This window comes from Blastococcus sp. DSM 46786, from assembly GCF_900109665.1.
Taxonomy (GTDB): Bacteria; Actinomycetota; Actinomycetes; order Mycobacteriales; family Geodermatophilaceae; genus Blastococcus; species Blastococcus carthaginiensis.
This window is the reverse complement of the sequence record NZ_FOAO01000022.1, coordinates 38643-63203: the sequence shown is the minus strand read 5'-3', so window position 1 is coordinate 63203 and position 24561 is coordinate 38643. Positions and strand designations below refer to the sequence as shown.

Sequence of the window (24561 nt, the reverse complement as noted above, 5' to 3'; positions counted from 1 at the left end):
AGACGGTCGACCCGGCCACCGCGGGTCCCGGCAGCGGCCGGTGGGCCGGGATCCCGTCGCACGTGACCCCCGCCACACGCGCTGCAACAGGTGTGGTTAGTGTCTCAAGCGCTGTGGTCCAGCTCACCCCGGGCCGGGCCGGCACTCCCTGGAGGTCACGTGCGCACCACTCCCCCACGTCCCGCCCGAAGGTCGTTGCTCGCGCTCGGGCTGGGCGCCGTCCTGACCGCCGGCGCTCTCGCCACCGCCACACCGGCCGGAGCCGCCCCCGATCGCGCCCCGCTGGTCGTCCAGACCACCGAGGGCGCGGTCGAGGGCACCGCGACCGACGGCTACCGCCTCTTCGAGGGCATCCCCTTCGCCGCACCGCCGGTGGGCGACCTCCGGTTCGCCCCGCCCGCGCCGGCGCAGCCCTGGGACGGCGTGCTCGACGCGACCACGCCCGGCAGCGCCTGCCCGCAGGAGCCCAGCGCCAGCAACCCGACCACGTCGCTGGACGAGGACTGCCTCTACCTCAACGTCACGACCCCCTCGGGCCTGGACACCCAGCGCCGCAACCTGCCGGTGATGGTCTGGATCCACGGTGGCTCATGGCGGACCGGCAGCGGCGACCGGTACGACGCCAGCAAGCTCGCGCTCGAGGGTGACGTCGTCGTGGTGACGGTCAACTACCGCCTCGGCCCGGTGGGCTTCATGGCGCAGGAGGACCTCTCCCGCGAGAACGGCGACGTCGCCTCCGGCAGCGCCGGGCTGCTCGACCAGCAGGCCGCGCTGCGCTGGGTGGAGCGCAACATCCGCGCCTTCGGCGGCAACCCCGGGCGGGTGACCATCTTCGGCGAGTCGGCCGGTGGCTCGGCGGTCTGCGCCCAGCTCACCTCGCCGAGCGCGCGGGGCCTGTTCGACCGCGCCATCGCGCAGAGCTACAGCTGCACCGCGCCCTACGACACGCTGGAGACGGCCGAGGCCAAGGGCGCCCTGGTCGCCGAGACCGTCGGCTGCGCGGCCGCGTCCGACGTCGCGGCCTGCCTGCGGGCCACGCCGGTGCAGCAGCTGCTCGACGCCTGGCCGGGCGGCGCCTTCGTCGTCGGCGGCTCGGCCCTGCCGGTGCAGCCGGCCGAGGCGATCGCCGCCGGGGACCACGCCAAGGTGCCGGTCATGCACGGCAACCTCAGTGACGAGAACACCCTGTTCACGCCGCTGAACCCGACCGTCGCCCGGCTCGCGGCCGACGGCTTCACCGAGACCGACTACACGACGGTCCTCGCCGGTGTCTTCGGCGACGACGCCGACGAGGTGCTCGCGCGCTACCCGGCCGACTCCTACCCGTCGCCGCTGCGCGCCCTGGCCGCCGTCAACAGCGACGCCGGCAGCGCGCTGTCCACCTGCGAGCACGTCGATGCCTACGACACCCTCGCCCGCCCGCCGGCGCCGGCTCCCGTCTTCGCCTACCAGTTCCGCGACGAGACGGCCGACCCGCTGGTGGACTTCCCGTATCCGGCCTACCCGGAGGACGCCCAGCACGCCACCGAGCTGCCCTACCTCTTCCCGGGGCTGTTCGGGGACGGGCTGAACGCCGAGCAGGAGCAGCTGTCGACGGCGATGGTCCGCTACTGGACCAACTTCGCGGCCCACGGCAACCCCAACGGCCGCGACGTCCCGACCTGGACCCGCTACCGCGCCTCGAAGGACGTCCAGGGTCTGGACATCGCCTCCGACGGGGGCATCGGCCCGGTCGACGTCGCCGCCGAGGCGAACTGCGCGTTCTGGTCGACGCTGAGCTGAGCCGACCCGATCGGCGGCGGGCCCCGGGCAGCGCGTGCTGCCCGGGGCCCGTCCGCGCGAGCGGCACGCCGCCCCCGGGTGCCGCTCGCTACCCACCGGTAGCCCGTGTGGGATCGTCGGGGGCACTACGTCGAGACGGCACCTGCCGCCGTCAGGAAAGAGGACCGATGCGGTTGCAGCTGTCCCCGGAGCTCGAGGCCTTCCGGGAGGAGATGCGGACCTTCTTCACGACCCAGGTGCCGAAGGAGATCCGCGACAAGGTCGCGGCCCACCGGCACGTGTCCAAGGACGAGTACGTCGAGGCCCAGCGCGCGCTCAACGCCGCGGGTCTGGCCGTGCCCCACTGGCCGGTCGAGTGGGGTGGCCGGGACTGGTCGCCGCTGCAGCGCCACATCTGGCGCGAGGAGATGCAGCTGGCCGGCGTCCCCGAGCCGCTGGCCTTCAACACCAGCATGATCGGCCCGGTCATCGCCGCCTTCGGCAACCAGGAGCAGAAGGAGCGCTTCCTGGCGAAGACGGCCAACCTCGACATCTGGTGGTGCCAGGGCTTCTCCGAGCCCGACGCCGGCTCCGACCTCGCCTCGCTGCGCACCACCGCCGTCCGCGACGGCGACGACTGGGTGGTCAACGGCCAGAAGACCTGGACCACCCTCGGCCAGCACGCCGACTGGATCTTCTGCCTGGTCCGCACCGACCCGACGGCGGAGAAGAAGCAGCGCGGCATCTCGATGCTGGTCTTCCCGATGGACACCCCCGGCGTGACGCTGCGCCCCATCGAGCTCATCGACGGCGGCTTCGAGGTCAACGAGGTGTTCTTCGAGGACGTCCGCGTCCCCGCCGAGAACCTCATCGGCGAGGAGAACCGCGGCTGGGACTACGCCAAGTTCCTGCTCGGCAACGAGCGCGTGGGCATCGCCCGCGTGGGTGCGACCAAGAAGATGCTCGCCCAGGCGAAGGACTACGCCCGCGAGATCACCGTCGACGGCCGCCCCCTGCTGGAGGACCCGTTCATGGCCCGGCGGATCGCCGAGGTGGAGAACGAGCTGGTGGCCCTCGAGCTCACCGCGCTGCGCGTGGTCGCGAACTCCGCCGACGGCAAGCCGCACCCGGCGTCCTCGGTGCTCAAGCTGAAGGGCTCGGAGCTGCAGCAGGCCGCCACCGAGCTGCTGGTCGACATCGCCGGCCCGCTGTCGCTCGCCTCCTTCGCCGAGGAGGGTTCCGACGTGCCGGACTGGGCGCGCGTCGCGACCCCGCACTACCTGAACTACCGGAAGGTCTCCATCTACGGGGGCTCCAACGAGGTTCAGCGCACCATCATCGCCGGCACGATCCTGGGGCTGTGATCTGACGTGGACTTCACCTTCGACAGCGAGCAGAACGACCTGCGGGAGGCCGTCCGCGGCCTGCTGGAGCGCGCGTACAGCGACAGCGAGACGCGCCGCAAGGTCGCCGCGAACGACCCGGGCTTCGACGAGAAGACCTGGTCCCGGCTGGCCGAGATGGGCCTGCTCGGACTGCCCTTCGCCGAGGAGCACGGCGGCATGGGCGCGGGGCCGATCGAGGTGGCGATCGTCGCCGAGGAGATCGGCCGGGTCATCGCCCCCGAGCCGTTCATCGAGGCCGTCGTCCTCGCCGGTGGCCTGATCGCCGCCGTCGGCACCGACGAGCAGAAGGGCGAGCTCCTCGCCGCCATCGCCGAGGGCACCACCGTGCCTGCCTTCGCCCACGCGGAGATCGGGACCCGCTGGAGCGCGTCGGCTGCGGCGGTCACCGCCACGCAGGCCGGCGACGACTGGACGCTCTCCGGCGTCAAGGAGCCGGTGCCGGCCGGCGCCCGGGCCGACGTCCTCGTCGTCTCGGCCGTCATCGACGGCGGGACCGGGCTCTTCCTCGTGCAGGGCGACGCCGCGGGCCTGACCCGCACCGGCTACCGCACGCACGACGGCACCCGGGCGGCCAACGTCCGCTTCGACGGCACGCCCGCGACCCTGCTCGGCACCGGCGGGGACCAGACCGCCGCCATCGAGCGGGCGCTGGCCGAGGCCCGGATCGCCTACAGCCACGAGGCGATCGGCGCGATGGACACCGCGCTGCGCACCACCGCGGAGTACCTCAAGACCCGCAAGCAGTTCGGCGTCACCCTGAACCGGTTCCAGGCGCTCACCTTCCGCGCCGCGGACATGTACGTGTCCCTGGAGCTGGCCCGGAGCGCCGCGCTGTGGGCCTCGATGGTGCTGGACGCCGGGGGCGACGTCGTCTCCGCCGCCGACCGGGCCCGGCTGCAGACCAGCCGCGCCGGCCGGCACATCGGCAAGGAGGCCATCCAGCTGCACGGTGGCATCGGCGTGACCGCGGAGTACTCCGTCGGGCACTACACCAGCCGGCTCACCGCCATCGACCACCTGCTCGGTGACGGCGACTTCGCCGTCGCGCGGCTGGCCCGCACGGTGGGCGACCGGGCGACCATCGACCCGCTGGGCGCGCCCTACGCGGTCTAGAGCACACGCCCCGGCCACGGAGCCCCGTCCCTCGACCCGGGGGGCGGGGCTCCGTCGCGCCCGGGCCGACGGTGACCGCTGCCGAGCAGGTTCAGGCGGTGGACGTGCGCACCGGCGCACACCGTCGGGCGGTCCCTGCTCAGTCGCCGAGCATCGCCCGGCGGAGCTCGTCGGCGTCGGCCCGGACCTGGTCCAGCACCGGCACCACGTCGTCCTCGCGCAGCTGACCGCAGGAGAGCCGGGCGATCGGCACCGCCTCGTGGTCCTCGACGGTCAGCCGGGCGGCGACCTCGAAGGCCGCGCGGAGCAGCCCGCCCTCCACCGAGGTGGCGTCGTCGACCTGGTTGAGCCGGTTGGTCATGGTGTGCGGGAAGCCCCACTGCTCCAGCGCGACGGCGGTCAGCCGCACGCTGTTGATGCCGTAGCGGTGCAGCTCGGCGGTGCGCCGCTGGGCGAAGTCCGGGTGCTCGGCCACCAGCGCCCCGTAGCCCTCGGGGTCGTCGTGGTGCAGCAGCGCCGCACCCAACTGGGCGAGCAGCCCCACGCAGAGCGCGTCCTGCGACCGCTCCCCGAAGCGCGGCGCCAGCGTGGAGGACGCCAGGGCCAGGTAGGTGGTCACGTCCCAGAAGTCCTCCGGCAGCCGGGACTCGTCGTCCAGCTCGGTGAGCGCGACGGTCGCCATCGTCCGGACCGTGGTGAAGCCGACCACCGTGACCGCGAACTGCAGGGAGGTGACCCGCCCGCGCATGCCGAAGTAGGCCGAGTTGGCCAGCTTCATCACCCGGCCGGCGAGGGCGACGTCGGAAGCGAGGATCCGGGACAGCACCTTGGCGCTGGTGTCATCGGAGTTCGCCACCGAGACGATCTGCGCCGCGACCGGGCGCTGGGCCGCCATCGTGTCGATGCCCGCGAGGACCTTCTCCAGGTCGAAGACGGGGGCCGCCTCACCGCGGGACGGGAGCGGGGTGACGGTCATCGGGTGCACTCTCCGTGGGACACGAACCAGGCGGCGGCGTCCGCCCCGGTCATCGGCGGGCTCAGGCTGAACCCCTGCAGGTAGGTGGCGCCCAGCCGGCCGAGCTCCGCGGCCTGCTCGGCGGTCTCGACGCCCTCGGCGACGGTGCTCAGGTTGAGGCTGCGGGCCAGCGCGATGACGGCGGAGGCGATCTCGGTGTGCCCGTGTGCCAGCTCCGCGACGAACGACCGGTCCACCTTCAGGCAGTCCACGGGCAGGTGCCGCAGGTAGGCCAGCGACGAGTAGCCGGTGCCGAAGTCGTCGATCGCCAGCTCGATGCCGAGGTCGCGCAGTTCGTGGAGGACCGCGCGGGCGGAGTCGGGGTCCTTCATCAGCGCCGACTCGGTGATCTCCACCGAGATCCGGGACGGGTCAAGCCCGTGCCGCTCCAGCGCCTCGGCCACCTGCGCGGGCAGGTTGGCGTCCAGCTGCAGGGCCGAGACGTTGACGTTGGCCCGCGGTGGCGCCGCCGGGCCCGTGCCGCGGTCCCACTCGGCCAGCTGCCGGCACGTCTCGTCCAGGACGAGCAGACCGAGACCGGCGATGAGACCGCTCTCCTCCGCCAGGGGCACGAACACCGCCGGGCTGATCGGGCCGCGGTCGGCGTGGGTCCACCGGGCCAGCGACTCGACGGCGACCGGACGGCCGTCGTCGGCGCTGAAGATCGGTTGGTAGAGCAGGGTGATCTCGCGGCGCTCGATGGCGTCGCGCAGCTCGGCGACCAGCCTCAGCTTGTCCCGCGCCTCCTCGCGCGCCCGCTGGTCCAGCACGGTGATCCGCCCCTTGCCCTCGGCCTTGGCCTGGTACATGGCGATGTCGCAGTCGCGGATCAGCTCCTCGGCCGCGACGTGCTCCTCGGTCTGCACGGTCACCCCGACGCTGGCGTGGGGCCGCACGTCGACGCCGCCCAGCCGCACCGGCCGGGCCAGCTCGGCCGTGATCCGCTCGGCGAGCGCCACCGCTGCGGGCTGGTCGACGTCCTCGCAGACCACCACGAACTCGTCGCCGCCGAAACGGGCCACCAGGTCGCCCGGCCGGACGACCGACCGCAGCCGGTCGGCCACCTCGGTGAGCAGCTCGTCGCCCGCGGTGTGCCCCAGGGAGTCGTTGACGACCTTGAAGTTGTCCAGGTCGAGGAAGAGGCAGGCCAGGGTGCCGGTGCCCGGCGCGAACCGCTCCGCGACGTACCGGGCCAGCAGCGTCCGGTTCGGCAGCCCGGTCAGCGGGTCGTGGCTCGCCTGGTGCGCGAGCGCGGCCTCGAACGCGAGCCGGTCGGTGATGTCCTCGATCGTGCCGACGAAGCCCGCGCCCACGCCGGGGGTGAACAGGTGGGCGAAACGGATGACGGTCGTGCGGACCGACCCGTCCTCGCGCAGCAGGCGGGCCTGGGCCTCCACCTCCTCGCCGTCCAGGGCCGCGGAGACCTGCTCGATCACGGTGTCGAGGTCGTCCTCGTGCACGGTGTCCATCCAGCCGGTGCCCAGCAGCTGCTCGGCGCGGCGGCCGACCAGGCTGCAGAACGCGTCGTTCACGTGGGCCAGGCGCATGCCCTGCTCGGAGAGCAGCGTCGGCACCGGCGACCGCTCGGTCAGCGTGGAGAAGCGCCGCTCGTGGGCGTCGGCGGTGGCCCGCAGCGCACGCTCCAGCTCGTTGGTCGTGGAGACGATCCGCACCGTCCACATCCGGCCGCTCGGGGACGGCGTCGTGGTGACCACCGCCTCGACGGCGGCGCCGCTCGCGGTGCGCACCGGCAGCGTCATCCGGGCGGACCGCTCCCGGCGCAGCAGCAGCCGGAGCTCGCCGCCCCCGAGGGTCGGGAAGAGGTGATCGACGGGGAGGGCGCGGAGGTCGTCCAGGCCGTAGCCGAGCAGCTCGACCGCGCCGGCGTTGCCCCAGCTCAGCCGGGCCCGGCCGGCCACCATCTCGGCGACCACGATCGCCAGGTTGTCGCTGACGGTGGCGCTGTAGAAGACCGAGGTGACGATCTCCGGTGGGACGCGGTCGTCGCCGGGGCGGTTCAGGATGACGGACACGGTCCTCCCCTCGGCTCGCAGCAGGCGCCCAGGTCTGGACCCGCCAGGGCGTTCTTCGGCCGGTCGACCGTGCGGCCTGCACCCGGAAGCGGGGCGGACCCCCCGTTCGGGTGGGTCCGGCGCCCGGTCGTCCGCGGCGATCCGACCCCGGCGTGCCGTGCCTCACAATTACGCAGCCACGCACCGCGACCGTGCGTCAGCAGGCAAGATCCGTCCAACCCACCGAGCACCGCGAACGACCCCACCACCGGGGTCAGGCGACCAGGCCTGCCCACCGAGGAACGGAGCGCCACGATGCAGATCGGAGTCCCGCGCGAGACGCGGCCCCGCGAGACCCGGGTCGCGGCGACACCGGCGACGGTCACGCAGCTGGTGCAGCTGGGCTACGACGTCGTGGTGGAGACCGGCGCCGGGACGGCGGCCAGCTTCCCCGACGACGCCTACGTGGCCGCCGGGGCGCGGATCGACGCGGCGGCCGAGGCGTGGGCGGCCGAGGTCGTGCTGCGGGTGAACGCCCCCGCCCGCGACGAGATCGGGCGGCTGGCCGACGGCGCGACGCTGATCAGCCTCCTCTCCCCCGCGCTGAACCCCGAGCTGGTCGAGGCGCTCGCCGCCCGCCCGATCACCGTGCTGGCCATGGACGCCGTCCCCCGCATCTCGCGGGCGCAGTCGATGGACGTGCTGTCCTCGATGGCCAACATCGCCGGGTACCGGGCGGTCGTCGAGGCGGCCAACGTGTTCGGCCGGTTCTTCACCGGCCAGGTGACCGCGGCGGGCAAGGTGCCGCCGGCCAAGGTGCTCGTCGCCGGTGCGGGGGTGGCCGGGCTGGCCGCGATCGGCACCGCGTCCAGCCTGGGCGCCATCGTGCGGGCCACCGACGTCCGCCCCGAGGTGGCCGAGCAGGTGCGTTCCCTGGGCGGCGAGTACGTCGCCGTCCCCGCCGGGGAGCAGGAGGTCAGCAGCGACGGCTACGCCCGCGAGATGGGCGAGGACTTCAACCGGCGGGCCGCGCAGATGTACGCCGAGCAGGCCCGGGACGTCGACATCGTCATCACCACGGCCCTGATCCCCGGCCGGCCGGCGCCGCGGCTGCTCACCGAGGAGATGGTGGCCTCGATGCGCTCCGGGTCGGTGATCGTCGACATGGCCGCCGCGCAGGGCGGGAACGTGGCCGGCTCGGTGGCCGACGAGGTGGTGGTGACCCCGAACGGCGTCACCATCATCGGGTACACCGACCTGCCTGCCCGGCTCCCGGCGCAGGCCTCGCAGCTCTACGGCACCAACCTGGTCAACCTGCTCAAGTTGCTGACGCCCGGCAAGGACGGCCGGCTCGTCCTGGACCTCGACGACGTCGTGCAGCGGGGCATCACGGTGGTCCGCGAGGGCGAGCTGACCTGGCCCCCGCCACCCGTGCAGGTCTCGGCGGCACCGCCGCCGGCCGCTCCTCCCGCGGGGGCGACGGCGGGCACCCCCGCCGTTCCGCAGCGGACGCCCGCGCCCGGGCGCCGGTTCGCCCTGGTGGGGCTCGGTGCCGCCCTGCTCTTCCTGGTCGCCGCCTTCTCCCCCGACGAGCTCCTCGGGCACCTCACGGTGTTCGCGCTCGCCGTCGTCGTCGGCTTCTACGTGATCGGGAAGGTGCACCACGCCCTGCACACGCCGCTGATGAGCGTCACCAACGCCATCTCCGGGATCATCGTCGTCGGCGCGCTGCTGCAGCTCGGCAGCGACGACGGCGTGGTGCGCGTGCTGGCGTTCGTCGCCACGCTCGTGGCCAGCATCAACGTCTTCGGCGGCTTCGCCGTCACCCGCCGCATGCTGGGCATGTTCTCCCGCGGCCCGAGCCCGGAGAGCGCCGTCCGATGACCGCCACCACCGCCGCGGCCGCGGCCTACATCGTCGCCGCCCTGCTGTTCATCCTGAGCCTGGCCGGGCTGTCGAGGCACGAGACGGCCAAGGCCGGGAACGCCTACGGCATCGCGGGCATGGCGATCGCGCTGGCCGCCACGGTCGGCCTGGCCACGCGGGACATCTCTGCCGTGGGGCTCACCCTGCTCGTGCTCGCGGTGGTCATCGGCGCGGCCATCGGCCTGTGGCGGGCGCGCGTGGTCGAGATGACCGGCATGCCCGAGCTCATCGCGCTGCTGCACAGCTTCGTCGGCCTGGCCGCGGTGCTCGTGGGCTGGAACGGCTACCTCTCCGTCGAGGGTGCCGACGGCGGCTCGACGCTCACCGGCGCCGAGGCCGGCATCCACTCCGGCGAGGTGGTGGTCGGCGTCTTCATCGGCGCGGTCACGTTCACCGGCTCGATCGTCGCCTTCCTCAAGCTCTCGGCCCGGATCAAGAGCAACCCGCTGGTGCTGCCGGGCCGCAACTGGCTCAACCTGGGCGCCCTGGCGCTGTTCGCCGTCCTGACCGTCGTGTTCGTGGCCGCGCCGAACCTGCTCGTGCTCTCGGTCGTCACGGTGCTGGCCCTGGCGCTGGGCTGGCACCTGGTGGCCTCGATCGGCGGCGGCGACATGCCCGTCGTCGTCTCGATGCTCAACAGCTACTCGGGCTGGGCCGCCGCCGCGTCGGGCTTCCTCCTGGGCAACGACCTGCTGATCATCACCGGCGCCCTGGTCGGCTCGTCCGGTGCCTACCTCTCCTACATCATGTGCAAGGCGATGAACCGCTCGTTCCTCTCGGTGATCGCCGGGGGGTTCGGCAACGAGGGCGCCGCGGCGTCGTCCGACGTGGACTACGGCGAGCACACCGAGATCACCGCCGAGGAGACCGCCGAGCTGCTGCGGGACGCGAAGTCGGTGGTCATCACCCCCGGTTACGGCATGGCCGTCGCCCAGGCACAGTCCGCCGTCGCCGAGCTCACCCGCAAGCTGCGCGCGCACGACGTCGACGTGCGCTTCGGCATCCACCCGGTCGCCGGGCGCCTGCCCGGGCACATGAACGTGCTCCTCGCCGAGGCCAAGGTGCCCTACGACGTCGTCCTCGAGATGGACGAGATCAACGACGACCTCGCCGGCACGTCGGTCGTCCTGGTCATCGGCGCCAACGACACGGTCAACCCCGCCGCGACCGACGACCCGGCCAGCCCGATCGCCGGCATGCCGGTGCTCCGGGTGTGGGAGGCCGAGCACGTGGTGGTGTTCAAGCGCTCCATGAACACCGGGTACGCCGGCGTGCAGAACCCCCTCTTCTTCCGGGAGAACAGCCGCATGCTCTTCGGCGATGCCCGGGAGCGGGTGGAGGACATCCTGAAGGCGCTGTGACCTCCGCCCGGCTGTCCCACCGCGGCGGGAGCCATTACCGTGAGCACATGCGCGTTCACGGGCCGGTGCGGGAGGTGCCTCCACCCCGGGCGCGCGACCACGTCTGCTGGGTGTTCCGCGGCGAGGAGGAGCTCGACGCCGCGGTGCTGGCGTTCGCCCGCGGCGGGCTGGACCGCGGGGAACGCCTGCTGGGCGTGGGCGACCGGGTCGTGGCGGCCGTCCGCCGTGGCGGCGCGTCCCTCGGTGACGTCGCGGCGCTCGCCGCCGCCGGCACCCTGCAGCTGCTCTCGCTGGAGGAGGCCTACGCCGCCACCGGGGCGTTCAGCGCCGAGCGGCAGCGCGCCTTCTACGCCCGGGCGACCCGGGATGCCCGGGCGGAGGGCTACCGCGGGCTGCGCGTGCTCGCCGACGTCAGCGGGCTGGCCGAGGACCCCGGCGCCCGGGCGGAGCTGGCCCGGTGGGAGCACGTGGCCGACGAGTACATCGCCCGCGGGCCCGGCATGTCGGCGATGTGCCTCTACGACGGCGACCTGACGGCGGCGGCCCTGGACGCGGTGACCGCCGTGCACCCGCAGGTCCACGCGCCCGGCGCTCCCCCCGCCTTCCAGGTGTTCTTCGACCGGCACCGGGTCGCCCTGGTCGGCGACGTCGACCTGGTCGGTGCGGAGCGGCTCGCCCGGGTCCTGGCCACCTCGCCGGTCGAGGGCGGCAACTGCACGCTGGCGCTCTCCGGCCTCGGGTTCGCCGACGTCGCCGGCTGCCGGGCGATCGCCCGCTGGGTCCGGACGCTCGCCGGCACGGGGGTACGGGTGGAGCTGCGCGACGCCCCGCCGCTGGTGCGGCGGGCGTGGCCGCTGCTGGGGTTCGACCGGTGGGCACCCGTCACCTTCACCACCGCCGTCTGACCCCGCCCCAGCTCCCTGCTGCGGCCGGGCCCACGCCGACGTCGCACGCCGCCCGGGATCGGCCCTGGCCGGTGGCCATATTGAGCACTGCTGCACACGCGTCACACAGCCGGCGCGCGGCCGGGCCTCCTGGGCCCGGCACCGAGGGCGTCCTGGAACCACGCGGGAGCCCTCCTCTGACCGCCGGCGCGCGTACGTCCGGTGCAGGAACCGACGGAGTGCAAGGCGTGACACCCCCTGACGACGATGCCCTCGCCGTCCAGCCGGCATTCGACGAGCTGGCCCGGCTCTCCTTCGCGGAGCACTCGCTGGAGTCCGTGCTGCGCACGGTGACCGAGCTGGCCACCCGCATCCTCCCGGGCCGCCCGGTGGCCTCGGTGACGATCCTCGGCGACGGCCGCCCCAGCACGGTGGCCGCCAGCGGGGAACTGGCCGTGGAGCTGGACGAGCTGCAGTACCGGCTGGGCACCGGTCCCTGCCTCGACGCGGCCACGACCGGCCGGCCCACCGTCGTCACCGACACCCGGTCCGAGCCGCGCTGGCCGGCGTTCGGCGCCGAGGCGGCCGCGCGGGGCTGCGGGAGCACGCTGTCCTACCCGCTGCCGGTGCAGGAGCTGGTCTCCGGGTCGATGAACGTCTACGCCCGGGACTTCCCGGTCGCCGACGACCGCACCCGCTCCCTGGTCTCCCGGCTCGCCGCCTACGCCGTCGGCCCGGTGTCCAACATGTACCTGTACGAGACCGCCGCGGAGCGGGCCGAGCACCTGCAGGCCGCCCTGGAGCACCGGGCCGCCATCGACCAGGCCAAGGGCATCCTCATGGAGCGGCACAAGCTCACCGCCGACCAGGCGTTCCAGCTGCTGGCCCGCGTGTCGATGGAGAGCAACACCAAGCTGCGGGACGTCGCCGCGCGGTTCGTGCTGACCGGGCAGCTGCGGCCGGACTGACCGCGGCGCCCCGAGGAGTTGCGCCCGCGGCGCCGGTCGCCCACGGTTTCCAGGTGGATCCCTTCCGCGGGCTCGGCATCCCCCGCATCCCCGGGCTCGGCGAGCTGATCGCGCTGCTCCAGACGCAGACGGAGGCGCTGTCCCAGCTCCCCCGGACGCTGGCCGACCTCAACGGCACGGTCCGGGAGCTCACCGCCGCCACCACCGCCGCCCGGGAGACCATCGCGTCCGCCCAGCGGATGGCCGAGCGGCTGGAGGGCCTGGTCGAGGAGCTCGAGGAGCCGGTGCGGGCCCTGCGCCCGGGCATCGAGCGGGTCGGGCGGGTGCTGGACGACCCCGCCGTCGACACCGTGCCGGAGACGTTGCGCCGCATCCACGACGACCTGATGCCGCTGATCCACGGCCTGCGCCAGGCCCAGACCCGCGTTGGCTCGGTGACCGGCCTGCTGCGCCGCCGTCCCCCCGGGGACGAGGACGACGGCTACTGACCGGGGAGCTGACCACCGACCCGGTCGCGCTGCTGGTCTGCGGCCTGGCGGTGCTGCTGGCCTCGGTCGTCCAGACGGCGACCGGCATGGGCTTCGGCCTGCTCGCCGGTCCGCTGGTGCTGCTCGTGCAGCCTGCACTGGTGCCCGGCCCCCTGCTGGTGGGCACGCTCGCCGCGCTGCTGCCGGTGGTGTGGCGCGAGCGCGCCGCGCTGGAGTTAACGGCCATGCGCGGCGCGGTGCTGGCGTCGGTCCCGGGCGTCGTCGCGGGTTTGCTGCTGTTGCAGGTGATCGATGGTCGGATGTTGGGCATAACGGTCGCCCTCGTGGTGCTGCTGGCCTGCGGTGCGTCGCTCGCCGGGGTGCGGCTGCCGGGCGGGCGGCGCGCGCTCGCCGTCGCCGGGTTCGCCTCCGGCACGCTGTCGACGGTCGCGGCGACGCCGGGCCCGCCCCTCGTGGTCACCTACCGGGCGCCCACACCGGCCGCCCAGCGGGCGAACCTGTCGGTGTTCTTCGTCGGGACGACGCTGCTCTCCCTGGGTGTCCTGCTGGCCGGTGGCGAGCTCACCGGCGGCGGGCTGGCCGCCGGGGCGGGGCTGGTGCCCTTCGTGCTGGTCGGCTTCCTGCTCGCGGGACCGCTGCGCCGCCGGCTGGCGCTGCCGGTGATGCGCCGCGCCGCCCTGGTGCTGTGCCTGCTCTCCGGGGCGGCGCTGCTCGTCAGGTCGCTGGCGGGCTGACCGTCACTGCTCGGCGGGGGGCTCCCGGCGGACGATGTCGCCGACGGCCTCTTCCAGCCGCGCCCACGTCCCGCTCCACTCGACCAGCGGGTCGAGGATCCGCTCGAAGACGGCGAGCTGCTGGTCGAAGGCGTCCAGCTGGGCCCGCATCGCCGCGATCGAGCTGCGCTGCGCGGTCACCATCTCCTTGATCGCGCGGAGCTGGGCGGCGGACATCGCGCCGGGCGGGCTGGGCAGTGCGGGCAGCGGGAGCCGGGACGTCGCGCTGCCCGCGAGCCCTCGGGCGCGGTCGCTGAAGAACCGCAGCTGGCTCACGAACTCGTCGATCGACCGGCCCACGAACCCGCCCTGCGGGGTGGTCCGGTCGTCGTCACCGGCCTCGGTCATCGCTCCCCCTCCGTCGCTGCTGCACCGACCTTAGGCAGCGCGAGCACTCCGCCGCGAGCGCGCCGCGGCGGCTCGCCCGGGCATTCCCGGGCCGCGCGGCCGGTGCGGCCGGTGCGCCGGGGCCCGGTGGGACGGGAGGGGCGCCCACCACGCGTCGGAGCACGGACGGGGGCGCCGCCCCGCGGAAGCTGGCCCGCGGACCGACCCCGAACCCCTGGGAGAACCGTGCACCTCCGCGGCATCCTGCCGGCCCTCACCTCCGTCGCGCTCTGCACGGTGCTGGCCGGCTGCAGCACCCCGATCGCCGTCCGCCCGGCCTCGGCCACCGCCGACGCCGCCCCTGACCGCACGGTGCCGGAGGACCCCGCGGCCGCCGTCGACGCCGCCCTGGCCGCGCTCGACCGGCGGGCGGAGGTCGCCCAGCTGTTCGTCGCGGGCGTCGCGCTGGACGACCTCGGCGACGCCGAGGCGCTCGTGGCCCAGGGGGTGGGCGGCGTGTTCCTCGCCGGCCGGAGCGCCGCCCCGGCCACCGAGCTGGCCGCGACGACCGCGCGCTGGCAGCAGCACGCCCCCGGGCCGGGGTTGTGGATCGCGGTCGACCAGGAGGGCGGCGCGGTGCAGACGCTGAAGGGCGAGGGGTTCGAGCGGCTCCCCGCCGCCGCCGAGCAGGGCGCGCTGCCCGCCGGGCGGCTCGCCGGCCTCGCCGACGGCCTGGGGCGGGAGCTGAGCTCGGCCGGGGTGAACCTGAACCTCGCGCCGGTCGCCGACGTCGTCCCGGCCGGCACCGAGGAGGGCAACGAGCCGATCGGCGCCTTCGGCCGCCAGTACGCCGGCACCGGGCCCGAGGTGGCCGAGGACGCCGCCGCCGTCGCCGACGGCCTCGCGGCGCACGGCGTGGTGCCGACCTTCAAGCACTTCCCCGGGCTCGGGCTGGTGCAGGGCAACACCGACACCCGCGCCGGCGTCGTCGACCCGGTCACCGACGCCGACGGCGAGCAGGTCACCGCCTTCGCCGAGGCGCTCGCCCGGACGTCTGCCGACGGGTTCGTGATGACGTCGTCGGCGACCTATCCGCGGATCGACCCGGAGAACCAGGCGGCCTTCTCCCGCACGGTGGTCACCGACCTGCTGCGCGACCGGCTCGGCTTCGACGGCGTGGTCGTCTCCGACGACCTGGCCAACGCCACGGCGGTCCAGGGCATCCCCGTCGGCGAGCGGGCCACCCGGTTCCTCGCCGCCGGCGGCACGCTGGTGCTGAGCTGCGACGGCGACCTGGTGCCCGAGATGGTCGAGGCGGTGCTGGCCCGGGCCGAGGCCGATCCCGGGTTCGCCGACGTCGTCGACGCCGCCGTCCGCACCGCGCTCACCGCCAAGGCCGAGGCCGGGCTGCTCGGGTGACCCCCGGGCATAGGAAGCTCTACCTGCGTGATGACCCCGTGGGACGCAGGTAGAGCTTCCTATGCCTCAGCGGAACGGCCTCGCTGCAGGGTCCTGGTGACGTGCTGGAACGGCCCCGTCCCGGGTCCCGTTGCGAGCCTGCGAGGAGTGGGGAGGACGGGGCCTCTCAGTACCAGCCCTTGGACTGGGAGTGCGACCACGCGCCGCACGGCGAGCCGTAGCGGTTGTTGATGTAGACCAGGCCCGCGTCGATCTGCCGGTAGCCGTCGGAGGTCTTGGCGATGCCGGTCCCGGCCCAGGTGGAGTCGAGGAACTGCGCGATGCCGTAGGCGGTGCTGCGCGGGTTCTGGGCGTCGGGGTTCCACCCGCTCTCCTTGCCCCACAGGCTCTCCAGGCAGGAGAACTCGCTGCCCGAGCCCACCTTGCCCATCGCGTAGTCCTTGAAGGAGCCGGCCGGGGCGGGCGCGGCGGCCGGTGCGGGCGCGGAGCGGGCGGGGGCCGGCGCGGCCGGCGCGGGGGCGCTGGCCGCCTGCTGGCGAGCGGCCTCGGCCCGGGCGGCCTCCTGCTCGGCGGCCTTGCGGGCGGCCTCCTCCTCCGCGGCCTTGCGGGCGGCCTCCTCCTCGGCGGCCTTGCGCGCGGCCTCCTCCGCGGCGCGGCGGTCGAGCTCGGCCTGCTCGGCCGCGGCCCGCGCCTCGGCGGCGGCGGTCTGCTCGGCGGCGCGCTCGCTGCGGCTGGCGGCCAGCGGGGCGAGGCTCTGCACGGCGGACTCGACGGCGTCGGCGGCGGGAGCCTCGGTGGGGATCCCGAGCTGCTCGGCCACGCTGACCGACGCCAGCTCCGGCTCGGCCTGCGCGGCCGGCTCGTCGACGACGACGACGTTGACGAGCAGCCCGCCCGCGGCGGCGACCGCCAGGAGCAGCGCGGGACGACGGATCGTCCGGGCGGTGCGCTCGCCCGTGGGGCGCGGGGCGCGGGTGATCGAGGTGTCGCGAAGGTTCATGGGGAGGAACTGCTCCAGGGGGCAGGGCACAGCGGGCCGGTGGCCGGCGCTGCTGCGGGGGTGGTCGAGTGGCAGCGGTGGTCGGGCGGTCGCCCGGGCGCTCAGCGCGGGGAAGGCGCGCGCGAGGCTCCGTACCGGCTGCGGTTCCGTGCAAGGTGGGCCCGCAGGCTCGCCATGCGGCGGCTCTCCGTTTCTTCCGTCGTGCCGCCTACCGGGCCGGCTGACGGGGGGAAGCGCTGCTACCCGCGACGGGACGTGCCCGGCGCGCGATTCACCCCAGTGCTGCGGTGGGTCCCCGGCTCGCCCCGGAAGGCGACTCGGCGGCGCCCGGCGGACCTCCCCGGTGGGGAGCGGACGACCGGCCGGGCGCAGCCACGGTAACCACCGTTATGCAGTCGTGACAATCCCCCGGCGGCCATCGGTCCGTGACCCGGGCGTCACGGCAGCCGCCAGACGGTGGTCCGGCGCACCGGCACGGGCCCGGTCGGCGACGGCTCGGTGTCGGGGACGTCGTAGGTCGCCAGCGGGTCCAGCCGGTCCTCGGGCAGGTACACCCGCCCCGGATCGCCGATGATCACCTCGGCACCGCGCGCCCGGGCCGCCGTCAAGAAGGGCAGCACCCGGTCGGTCATCTCCCGGTCGTAGCAGACGTCCCCGGCCAGGACGACGCCGACGTCCGGCGGTTCCGCACCGAGCACGTCGCCGACGGGGGTGATGCCCGGGGTCCCGTTCCGGGCGGCGTTGACGGCGATCGCGGTCAGCGCGAACGGGTCGACGTCGCTGGCCAGCACCGCGCCCGCCCCGGCGAGGGCGGCCGCGACGGCGACCAGCCCGCTGCCGGCGCCCAGGTCGAGGACCGTGCGCCCGGCCACCAGCTCCGGGTGGTCGAGCACGTGCCGCGCCACCGCCTGCCCGCCCGGCCAGGCCGCGGCCCAGAACGGCGGGTCGGTGGAGGTGCGACCGTGCTCGGTCTCCATCGCCTCCCACAGGGCGACGACGTCGCCGGCGACGAGCAGCTCCACCTCGGGCACCAGCTCCGGGCGCACCGGCCGGGTGTGGGCGCGGACGAACTCCGCAGGGATGGGACGGTCCACCCCGGCAGTCAACCGCACCCGGCTCCGGACGCCCGGCTGTGGAGGACGTCGGCGACTTCCACCACCCCGAGGCGGCCGAAGGCCATGGGGTGTCAGAGGCGGGCCGACCAGGAGGTGAGCGCACCCGCGGGGCGGAAGCCGAGCTCCTCGTTGACCGCCACCATGGGGGTGTTGCCGTCGGAGTTGTAGGTGCTGATGCGGCGCACCTCAGGGAACCCGGCGGCCAGCTCGCGCAGCACGGCGGCCTTCATCCGGGCGCCGAGCCGGTGGCCGCGGTGCGCACGCAGCACCAGCGTGCCGCCCTGGTGGGCGACCACCGGCTGCGCGAGGGTGATCTGCAGGTCGGTGAACCCGACCAGGCGGCCGCCGGTCACCGCTCCCGCGCTGAGCACCGTGCGGCCCCGGGCGAGGTGGGTCTGCTCGTACTCGCGGATCCGGTCGCCGTCCCACTCCTCCTCCTCCACCGGCAGCTCGCCGTGCGGCGCGTCGGTGGTCATGCGCCGTTCCAGCAGCGCGCGATCGGCCAGCAGCGGGTCCGGGGTGCGGTCCCGCCAGGTGACGATCCCGTAGCCGGCGCCCGCCGCGGCGGCCCCGGCCGCCAGCGCCGCCAGCCGGTCCTCGTCGACCGGCAGCGCCAGCTCCCGGCGGGTCTCCACCAGGTCGCAGCTCCAGCCGTGCCGCTCGGCGAAGGCCCGCCCCGGTGCCCCGGGGCCCGGTTCGTCCACCTCGCTCACCAGCAGCGTGCGGCCGTGCGCGGCGGCGATCGCACGGGCCTCGGCCAGCAGGGCGCTGCCCAGCCCTCGGCGCCGGGCGGCCGGGTGCACCGCGAGGTCGACCATCGCCAGCGACGGGTTGTCCCTGAGCGGGAGGATCAGCCGCAGGGCGCCGGCGACCGCGCCGTCCACGAGGGCCGCCCGGTGGGTGCCGTCCCGCGACCCGCCCGGCGCCACGAGCTCGCGGCCCAGCGCGACGTGCTCCTGCGCCGGGCGGGGCGGGTCCGCGGGCCGGGCGTCGCGGCCCGCGGCGGCCCACACCTCGCACCAGGAGGGGAAGAGGTCGTCGTCGGGCGCGAGCTCGACGAACTGGTGCGAGGGGTGGGTCACGGCTCCCGTTCTACCGGGCGCGGCAAGCCCTTTTCCGGTCTCAGCGCTTCGCCGCCGACCGCCGGGCGACGAGCCGCCAGTAGGTGCCGGGCAGCAGGCGGACGAGCACGTCGGGCACCTTCGCGGTCCAGCCGATGAGCAGCCGCGGGCGACGGCGCTCGACCGCCGCGACGATCTGCGCGGCGGCGACCTCCGGCGGGATGCGCAGCAGCTTGCCGAACTGCTTGCGGCCCTCCTCGTACTCCTCCACCGACACCCCGGCGCCGGTGCGGGCGCTCTCGGCGATCCGGGTGCGGATCCCCCCGGGGTGGACCACGGTGACGCCGATGCCGTCGTCGGCCAGTTCGTGGCGGAGCGCCTCGCTGAACCCCCGGACGGCGAACTTGCTCGTCGCGTAGGCGACCTGCCCGGCGGGGGCGAAGATGCCGAAGACGCTGGACACGTTGACCACGTGGGCGCCGGGGTGCGCCTTCAGCACCGGCAGCAGGGTGTGGGTGAGGCGGACGACGGCGCGCAGGTTGATCGACAGCAGCCACTCGACGTCCTCGAGGCCCACCTGGTCGAAGCGCCCACCCAGGGCCACGCCGGCGTTGTTGACCAGCAGCGTGGTCTCCGGGTGCTCGGCGACCAGCGTCGCGGCCACCCGGGCGGTCGCCTCGTCGTCGGCGAGGTCGACCACGTGGGTGGCGACGCGCAGGGCGGGGTGCCCGGCCGTGATCCGGCCGGCCACCGCCGCCAGCCGCTCGGCGTCCCGGTCCAGGAGCACCAGGTGGCTGCCGCGGCCGGCCAGCTGCTCCGCCAGCGCCTCCCCGATCCCGCTCGCCGCGCCGGTGACGACCGCCGTCCCGCCGGCGAACGCGTAGGGCCGCATCAGGCCACGACCCGGTCGGCGGTGGCCGGCACGCGCGGCTGGAAGGTCATGCCCTCGTCCTCCAGCGGGCCGCGGCGCATCACCGCGACGTCCCGCAGGTAGTTCTGGTGCAGCCGCCAGGGCGCGCGACGCCCCTGCTGCGGCAGGCCCGCGAGACCGCGCTGCACGTAGCCGGCCGCGAGGTCCAGGAAGGGTGCGCCGCCGCCCTCGGGCGGGGCGACCGGCGTCGCCGACGCGTAGCCGTGCGCGTCCAGGTGGTCCAGCAGGCGGCAGACGTAGCGGTTGACCAGGTCGGCCTTGAGCGTCCACGAGGCGTTGGTGTAGCCGATGACCATGGCGAAGTTGGGCACGCCGGAGAGCATCATGCCCTTGTAGGAGACCCGCTCCGGCAGCTCGACGGGCTCTCCGTCGACGACGATGCGCATCCCGCCCACGGGCAGCAGGTTCAGCCCGGTCGCGGTGACGACGACGTCGGCCGCCAGCCGCTCCCCCGAGGCCAGCTCGATGCCGTCCTCGGTGAAGGTGGCGATCCGGTCGGTGACGATCGACGCCGTGCCCCGGCGCAGGGCGCGGAACAGGTCGCCGTCGGGGATGAGGCACAGCCGCTGGTCCCACGGGTCGTAGGGCGGGTTGAAGTGCGTGTCGACGTCGATGCCCGGCAGCTGCTTCTGCGTCATCCGCCGCAGCAGCGCGCGCACCAGGGCCGGGCGCCTGCGGCTGAGCTGGTAGAGCGCGGTGCTGGTGAGCACGTTCTTCCACCGCACGACCGAGTAGGCCGCCTTCTCGGGCAGCCGGGCGCGGAGCTGCTGGGCCAGGGCGTCGCGGCCGGGCAGCGACATCACGTAGCTGGGCGTGCGCTGCAGCATGGTCACGTGCGCGGCCTGCTCGGCCAGGTTCGGCACCAGCGTGACCGCGGTGGCCCCGCTCCCGACGACGACGACCCGCTTGCCGGTGACGTCGAGGTCCTCGGGCCAGTGCTGCGGGTGGACCAGCTGCCCGCGGAAGCGCTCCTCCCCCGGGAACTCCGGCCGGAAGCCCTGGTCGTAGCGGTAGTAGCCGGAGCAGACCTGCAGCCAGGAGCAGGTGAGGGTCACCGTCTCGCCGGTGTCGGTCCGCTCGGCGGTGACCGTCCACCGGGCGTCGGCGCTCGACCACTCCGCCTGCACGACCCGGTGGTGGTACCGGATCTTCTCCGTGACCCCGTGCTCGCGCGCGGTCTCCTCGAGGTACCGGCGGATCGCCGGGCCGTCGGCGATCGACTCGGGCTCCTGCCACGGCCGGAAGGAGAAGCCGAGCGTGAACATGTCCGAGTCCGACCGGATGCCCGGGTAGCGGAAGAGGTCCCAGGTGCCCCCGAGCGCGGCCCGGGACTCCAGCAGGACGTAGCTGGTCCCCGGGCGCTCGAGCTCCAGGTGGCAGGCGGCGCCGATGCCGGAGAGGCCGGCGCCCACGATGAGGACGTCCAGGTGGTCGGTGGTCACGTCGCGCTCCCCGGTCCGCGCCGCCGGCCGGGCTGCCGCGGGCTGGCCCCGACGGTATCGACGGTCCGTCGAGAACGTCAACACGGTGTCGACAACCGCCGCCGGGTGGCTATCCTCCGTCCCGTGCCGACTGCCGCGAGCGACCCGCCCCTCGCCGGCCGGGGCCGGCGGGCGGCCCGGCCCTCCGGCGACGACCGCGAGCTGGCCATCCTCGCCACCGCCGAACGACTGCTGGCCGAACGGCCGCTGGCCGCCATCTCGGTCGACGACCTCGCGCGCGGCGCCGGCATCTCCCGGCCCACGTTCTACTTCTACTTCTCCTCGAAGGACGCCGTCCTGCTCGCCCTGCTCGACCGGGTGGTGGCCGAGGCCGACACGGCGATGCGCCAGGTCTTCGACACCCCGGCGTCCGGGGCACGGGACGGCTGGGCGCGGGCGATCGGCGCCTACTACGAGACCTTCCGCGCGCACCGGGCGCTCACGGTCGCCTGGGCGCAGGCCCGCTCCACCAACGACGAGGTCCGGGCGCTCTGGTCCGCGGTCGTCGAGCGCTGGGTGCAGCGGTCGGCCGCGGCGATCGACGCCGAGCGCTCGCGCGGCGCCGCCCCGCCCGGCCCCGCCGCCCGCGACCTCGCGGTCGCCCTCACGTCGATGAACGAGCGCGTGCTCTACGCGACCTTCAGCGGGGACGGCCCGGCCGTCGCCGAGCAGGACGTCGTCGACGTCCTGCTCGGCATCTGGCTCTCCGCCGTCTACGGCACCGCCGCGCCGGGCTGAGCCGCGGGCGCCGCTGCAGGCGCGGCGTCAGAGCCGGAGGGTCGCCACCGTGCTGCCGGTGAGGCTGCCGAACCACAGCGTGCCGCCGGCCTCGCGCACGCCGGTGAGCATCTCGAAACCGGGGATCTCGCCGCTGATGCGGTGCACCGCCGCCCCGCTCGCGTCGACCGCGAGGACGCCGAGCGTCCGGCCGGGGCTGGGCTGCAGGCGGGGCGGGAGCATGCTGAGCAGCGCGCGCAGCGGGGCGGGCAGCCGGTGGATGGCGGCCAGCGCCGCGACCCGGGGGCTCGGCAGGGTGATCCACACCAGCCCGTCCGAGCCGAGCGCGATGTTGTCGGGGTGCCCGGGGAGGTCGTCGACGAACACCTCGCTCGTGCCGGCCCGCGCGCCGGTCAGCCACACCCGGCGCAGCCGGGCCGCGCCGGTCTCCGCGACCGCCACCCACGACTCGTCGGCGGCCAGGGCGACACCGTTGGCGAACTCCAGGCCGCCGAGCAGCTCGGTCACCGTGCCGTCGGGCGCCCGCCGGAGCAGCCGCCCACTGGCGGTCCGCCGCACCAGGTCCGCCCGCCACCGCGGGATCAGGTAGCGCTGCGAGGAGTCGGTGAAGTAGATCGTCCCGTCGGCGCCGACGGCAGCGTTGTTGACCGCCCGCAGCGGGCGCCCGGCCACCTGGTCGACGAGCGTCCGCACGGCCCCGTCGACGAGCGAGACGGCGAGCAGCCCGGCGTCGGAGGCGCACACCAGCAGCTCGTCGGCCCCCAGGAGCTCCAGCCCGAGGGGGCGGCCGGGCACCCGGGCGACCGTCTCGACCGGCCCCTCCGGGCCGGCCAGCCGCACGATCCGCCCGTCGGCCAGGCCGGCGAGGACCCGCCCAGCGCCGTCGACGAGGACGTCCTCGGGCCCCTCGCCGACCGGCACCACCGTCGTCCCCGCGAAGTCGCGCACGCCGTCCCCTCCCGCTCGCCGCCCGCGGTCGCCCCGCGGGTCAGCGGCAGTCTGCCCGACCGCGGTCCCGGCCCCGGGGGTCACTCCCCGACGACGGCGCCGGCCTCGTCGGTGGTGAAGTCGCGCCCCTGAGCACCCGTGCGGACCACGGTGACCGGGCAGGCGGCGTGGTGGACCAGCTGGTCGCTGACCGAGCCCAGCAGCAGACCGGCGAAGCCGCCGCGGCCGCGCGCGCCCACGACCAGCAGGCTGGCCCCCTCGGCGGCGGAGAGCAGGCCGGGCACCGGGGCGCGGTGGACGACGTGGGTGGTGACCCGGCAGGCGGGGTCGAGGCCGGCCGCCGCCACGTGCGCGGCGAGCTCGTCCCGCACGGCCTGCTCCCAGTCGGTCAGCGGCGGCACGTAGCCCGGCTCCCAGCTGGCGGGCTGCGGAGCGCTCGTCATCGACCAGGCGCGGACGACGTGCAGCTCCACGTCGGCGCGGCGGGCGAGCCGCCCGGCCCAGCGCAGCGCCTCCTGCGCGCACTTCGAGCCGTCGTGCCCGACCACGACGCCGCCCTCGACCTGAACGACCTCACGGACCTCGTCCACCGCTGACCTCCTCGTCGCCGTGCGCCGGCGCGATCACCGGCCCCGGCCAGCCTCTCACCACCCGCGACCGTGTACGTTCCGGCGCGGCGCGCCGTCAGCCGACGGGCTCGGCGCGTCCGCCCAGCAGCGCCAGCTCCTCGGCCGGCGGGACGCCGACGGCCTGCAGCGCTTCACCGATCCGGTCGGTCAGGCACCGCAGCGACTCCCGGGCCTGGTCGCGCTGGCGGCACAGGTCCTCGACCTCGGCGCGGACGCCGGCCAGGTGGGCGCCGGCGGCGTCGTCCGCCGCGGCGCGGTCCCGGCGCGCCTGCTCCGCCGCTGCCTTGCGCTCGGCGGCGGCCTCGGCGGCCAGCCGGTCCCGCTCGGCGGCGGCCTCCGCGGCCAGCCGGTCCCGCTCGGCGGCGGCCTCCGCGGCCAGCCGGTCCCGCTCGGCCGACGCGATGCGCAGCAGCTCCGCGGCCTCGACCTGCGCCTGCTCCAGGGCGGCGGCACCCTCGGCCCGGTCCCGCTGGGCGTTGACCCGCAGCTGGTCGGCGACGTCGATCGCCAGCTCCTTGATCTCGTGCGCCTTGCGCAGCCGGGCGTCGGCCTCCAGGCGGGCGTCGGCGCGCAGCTGCGCGGCCTCGGCCTCCGCGGCGTCCAGCACCTGCGCGGCCTGGTCCTCGGCCAGGCGCAGCACCTCCCCCACGCGGGCGCTGACCGCCGGGCGCTCCCGGCCGACCGGCTGCTCGGCGAGGAGCCGGCGGGAGATCTCCAGCTCGGTCCCGCAGGCGACGACGCGGTCGAGCAGGTGCTCGCGCTCGCGCTGGGCGGCGGAGAGCTCGTTCTCGGCCCAGGCGACGTAGTTGTCGACCTGCACCCGGTCGTAGCCGCGCACCGATCCGCGGAACGACGGCCCGTGGTCCAGCAGCACCTCCAGGCCGCCGGTCGCCCGCACGGGCGGGGCGGCGACCCCGTCCGGCGGCACCTCCTCGTCCTGGACACGGTTGGCGACGAATTCGACACGCCGGAGCATCCGGATGGCCCCCCTGGGAAGTAGGTGGAGCGGAATCTGCCAGAGCGCCACCGGGCGCGCGGCTCACCGTGACGGCTCCGTGACCCGTGTCGCGGTGGGCCCGGTGGTGCCACGGCGGGGTGTACCGGACCGGTCACGGAACGCGTGCACGGCGCCTCCGCACCCGCGTCGGGGCGAGCGGGCATAGCCGGGCGGGGACGCGTGTTGACCCGGGCAGAGATGATTGCAC

Annotated in this window: 22 protein-coding genes; 11 read left to right on the top strand and 11 right to left on the bottom strand. The window is 75.1% G+C overall.

The genetic code is table 11. From position 1 onward, the window contains the following. The first annotated feature begins 159 nt into the window (after positions 1-159). The 3 genes from BMW62_RS18350 (at position 160) to BMW62_RS18340 (ending at position 4280) form a co-directional block, all read left to right on the top strand. The gene (locus tag BMW62_RS18350; RefSeq protein WP_170852460.1) at positions 160-1782 is read left to right on the top strand and encodes a carboxylesterase/lipase family protein; all 1623 of its coding nucleotides are present in this window, start codon (positions 160-162) and stop codon (positions 1780-1782) included. A 167-nt stretch (positions 1783-1949) separates the two neighbouring features. Further along, entirely contained in the window at positions 1950-3125 is a 1176-nt protein-coding gene (locus tag BMW62_RS18345) for an acyl-CoA dehydrogenase family protein (protein ID WP_091933938.1), read from the top strand. Between the two features lie 6 nt (positions 3126-3131). Then, on the top strand, positions 3132-4280 hold the full coding sequence (locus BMW62_RS18340; protein ID WP_091933936.1) for an acyl-CoA dehydrogenase family protein: 1149 nt from the start codon (positions 3132-3134) through the stop codon (positions 4278-4280). Positions 4281-4419: 139 nt separating this feature from the next. On the opposite strand, the gene BMW62_RS18335 is transcribed toward BMW62_RS18340, so the two are convergent. Beyond that, positions 4420-5256 (bottom strand): HDOD domain-containing protein, encoded by an 837-nt coding sequence (locus BMW62_RS18335; RefSeq protein WP_091934054.1) that lies wholly within the window; start codon positions 5254-5256, stop codon positions 4420-4422. Beyond that, on the bottom strand, positions 5253-7328 hold the full coding sequence (locus BMW62_RS18330; protein WP_244524147.1) for a putative bifunctional diguanylate cyclase/phosphodiesterase: 2076 nt from the start codon (positions 7326-7328) through the stop codon (positions 5253-5255). Before BMW62_RS18330 ends, BMW62_RS18335 begins: the two co-directional genes overlap by 4 nt. Positions 7329-7622: 294 nt before the next feature. Here BMW62_RS18330 and BMW62_RS18325 point away from each other — a divergent pair, with 294 nt between their 5' ends. The 6 genes from BMW62_RS18325 (at position 7623) to BMW62_RS18300 (ending at position 13668) form a co-directional block, all read left to right on the top strand. Then, positions 7623-9191 (top strand): Re/Si-specific NAD(P)(+) transhydrogenase subunit alpha, encoded by a 1569-nt coding sequence (locus BMW62_RS18325; protein ID WP_091933933.1) that lies wholly within the window; start codon positions 7623-7625, stop codon positions 9189-9191. Further along, positions 9188-10594 carry a Re/Si-specific NAD(P)(+) transhydrogenase subunit beta gene (pntB, locus tag BMW62_RS18320; RefSeq protein ID WP_091933929.1) on the top strand — a complete coding sequence of 469 codons (1407 nt, stop codon included), beginning with the start codon at positions 9188-9190 and terminating at the stop codon, positions 10592-10594. The genes BMW62_RS18325 and pntB overlap by 4 nt, the downstream gene beginning before the upstream one ends. Positions 10595-10641: 47 nt before the next feature. Next, a complete protein-coding gene (locus BMW62_RS18315; RefSeq protein WP_139206302.1) occupies positions 10642-11499 on the top strand; it encodes an MEDS domain-containing protein in 858 nt (285 codons plus the stop codon). A 227-nt stretch (positions 11500-11726) separates the two neighbouring features. Then, positions 11727-12446 (top strand): GAF and ANTAR domain-containing protein, encoded by a 720-nt coding sequence (locus BMW62_RS18310; protein ID WP_091933923.1) that lies wholly within the window; start codon positions 11727-11729, stop codon positions 12444-12446. 53 nt (positions 12447-12499) lie between these two features. Beyond that, a complete protein-coding gene (locus tag BMW62_RS18305; protein WP_091933921.1) occupies positions 12500-12934 on the top strand; it encodes a hypothetical protein in 435 nt (144 codons plus the stop codon). Positions 12935-12984: 50 nt separating this feature from the next. Then, entirely contained in the window at positions 12985-13668 is a 684-nt protein-coding gene (locus BMW62_RS18300) for a sulfite exporter TauE/SafE family protein (RefSeq protein ID WP_091933918.1), read from the top strand. Between the two features lie 3 nt (positions 13669-13671). On the opposite strand, the gene BMW62_RS18295 is transcribed toward BMW62_RS18300, so the two are convergent. Then, positions 13672-14055, bottom strand: coding sequence for a hypothetical protein (locus BMW62_RS18295; RefSeq protein WP_091933915.1), 384 nt, complete (start codon positions 14053-14055; stop codon positions 13672-13674). Between the two features lie 225 nt (positions 14056-14280). On the opposite strand from BMW62_RS18295, the gene BMW62_RS18290 reads away from it, so the two are divergent. Further along, the gene (locus BMW62_RS18290; RefSeq protein ID WP_170852459.1) at positions 14281-15453 is read left to right on the top strand and encodes a glycoside hydrolase family 3 N-terminal domain-containing protein; all 1173 of its coding nucleotides are present in this window, start codon (positions 14281-14283) and stop codon (positions 15451-15453) included. 166 nt (positions 15454-15619) lie between these two features. On the opposite strand, the gene BMW62_RS18285 is transcribed toward BMW62_RS18290, so the two are convergent. The 5 genes from BMW62_RS18285 to BMW62_RS18265 all read right to left on the bottom strand — a co-directional run bounded on the left by BMW62_RS18285 (position 15620) and on the right by BMW62_RS18265 (position 21002). Continuing rightward, entirely contained in the window at positions 15620-16453 is an 834-nt protein-coding gene (locus tag BMW62_RS18285; RefSeq protein ID WP_091933909.1) for an aggregation-promoting factor C-terminal-like domain-containing protein, read from the bottom strand. A gap of 437 nt (positions 16454-16890) precedes the next feature. Further along, entirely contained in the window at positions 16891-17547 is a 657-nt protein-coding gene (locus BMW62_RS18280; RefSeq protein ID WP_211435192.1) for a class I SAM-dependent methyltransferase, read from the bottom strand. A gap of 92 nt (positions 17548-17639) precedes the next feature. Continuing rightward, complete coding sequence (locus BMW62_RS18275) at positions 17640-18650, bottom strand: GNAT family N-acetyltransferase (RefSeq protein ID WP_091933906.1); 1011 nt, start codon at positions 18648-18650, stop codon at positions 17640-17642. Positions 18651-18690: 40 nt separating this feature from the next. Then, the gene (locus BMW62_RS18270; RefSeq protein ID WP_091933904.1) at positions 18691-19521 is read right to left on the bottom strand and encodes an SDR family NAD(P)-dependent oxidoreductase; all 831 of its coding nucleotides are present in this window, start codon (positions 19519-19521) and stop codon (positions 18691-18693) included. After that, the gene (locus BMW62_RS18265) at positions 19521-21002 is read right to left on the bottom strand and encodes a flavin-containing monooxygenase (RefSeq protein ID WP_091933901.1); all 1482 of its coding nucleotides are present in this window, start codon (positions 21000-21002) and stop codon (positions 19521-19523) included. The genes BMW62_RS18270 and BMW62_RS18265 overlap by 1 nt, the downstream gene beginning before the upstream one ends. A gap of 123 nt (positions 21003-21125) precedes the next feature. On the opposite strand from BMW62_RS18265, the gene BMW62_RS18260 reads away from it, so the two are divergent. After that, positions 21126-21779, top strand: coding sequence for a TetR/AcrR family transcriptional regulator (locus BMW62_RS18260; protein ID WP_091933899.1), 654 nt, complete (start codon positions 21126-21128; stop codon positions 21777-21779). Positions 21780-21806: 27 nt separating this feature from the next. Here the strand turns inward: BMW62_RS18260 and BMW62_RS18255 are convergent, their stop codons facing one another. The 3 genes from BMW62_RS18255 to BMW62_RS18245 all read right to left on the bottom strand — a co-directional run bounded on the left by BMW62_RS18255 (position 21807) and on the right by BMW62_RS18245 (position 24332). Continuing rightward, complete coding sequence (locus BMW62_RS18255) at positions 21807-22727, bottom strand: SMP-30/gluconolactonase/LRE family protein (protein WP_091933897.1); 921 nt, start codon at positions 22725-22727, stop codon at positions 21807-21809. Positions 22728-22807: 80 nt separating this feature from the next. After that, positions 22808-23317 carry a universal stress protein gene (locus BMW62_RS18250; RefSeq protein ID WP_091933895.1) on the bottom strand — a complete coding sequence of 170 codons (510 nt, stop codon included), beginning with the start codon at positions 23315-23317 and terminating at the stop codon, positions 22808-22810. Between the two features lie 94 nt (positions 23318-23411). After that, positions 23412-24332: a DivIVA domain-containing protein gene (locus BMW62_RS18245; RefSeq protein ID WP_139206301.1), complete on the bottom strand. Its 921-nt coding sequence runs from the start codon at positions 24330-24332 to the stop codon at positions 23412-23414. Positions 24333-24561: the final 229 nt, after the last annotated feature.

What these genes read in the sequence shown, in the direction of transcription:
- BMW62_RS18270 (WP_091933904.1), bottom strand. Translation starts at nt 19,521, where the DNA reads ATGCGGCCCTACGCGTTCGCCGGCGGGACGGCGGTCGTCACCGGCGCG.
- BMW62_RS18335 (WP_091934054.1), bottom strand. Translation starts at nt 5,256, where the DNA reads ATGACCGTCACCCCGCTCCCGTCCCGCGGTGAGGCGGCCCCCGTCTTC.
- BMW62_RS18315 (WP_139206302.1), top strand. Translation starts at nt 10,642, where the DNA reads ATGCGCGTTCACGGGCCGGTGCGGGAGGTGCCTCCACCCCGGGCGCGC.
- BMW62_RS18345 (WP_091933938.1), top strand. Translation starts at nt 1,950, where the DNA reads ATGCGGTTGCAGCTGTCCCCGGAGCTCGAGGCCTTCCGGGAGGAGATG.
- BMW62_RS18295 (WP_091933915.1), bottom strand. Translation starts at nt 14,055, where the DNA reads ATGACCGAGGCCGGTGACGACGACCGGACCACCCCGCAGGGCGGGTTC.
- pntB (WP_091933929.1), top strand. Translation starts at nt 9,188, where the DNA reads ATGACCGCCACCACCGCCGCGGCCGCGGCCTACATCGTCGCCGCCCTG.
- BMW62_RS18325 (WP_091933933.1), top strand. Translation starts at nt 7,623, where the DNA reads ATGCAGATCGGAGTCCCGCGCGAGACGCGGCCCCGCGAGACCCGGGTC.
- BMW62_RS18285 (WP_091933909.1), bottom strand. Translation starts at nt 16,453, where the DNA reads ATGAACCTTCGCGACACCTCGATCACCCGCGCCCCGCGCCCCACGGGC.
- BMW62_RS18245 (WP_139206301.1), bottom strand. Translation starts at nt 24,332, where the DNA reads ATGCTCCGGCGTGTCGAATTCGTCGCCAACCGTGTCCAGGACGAGGAG.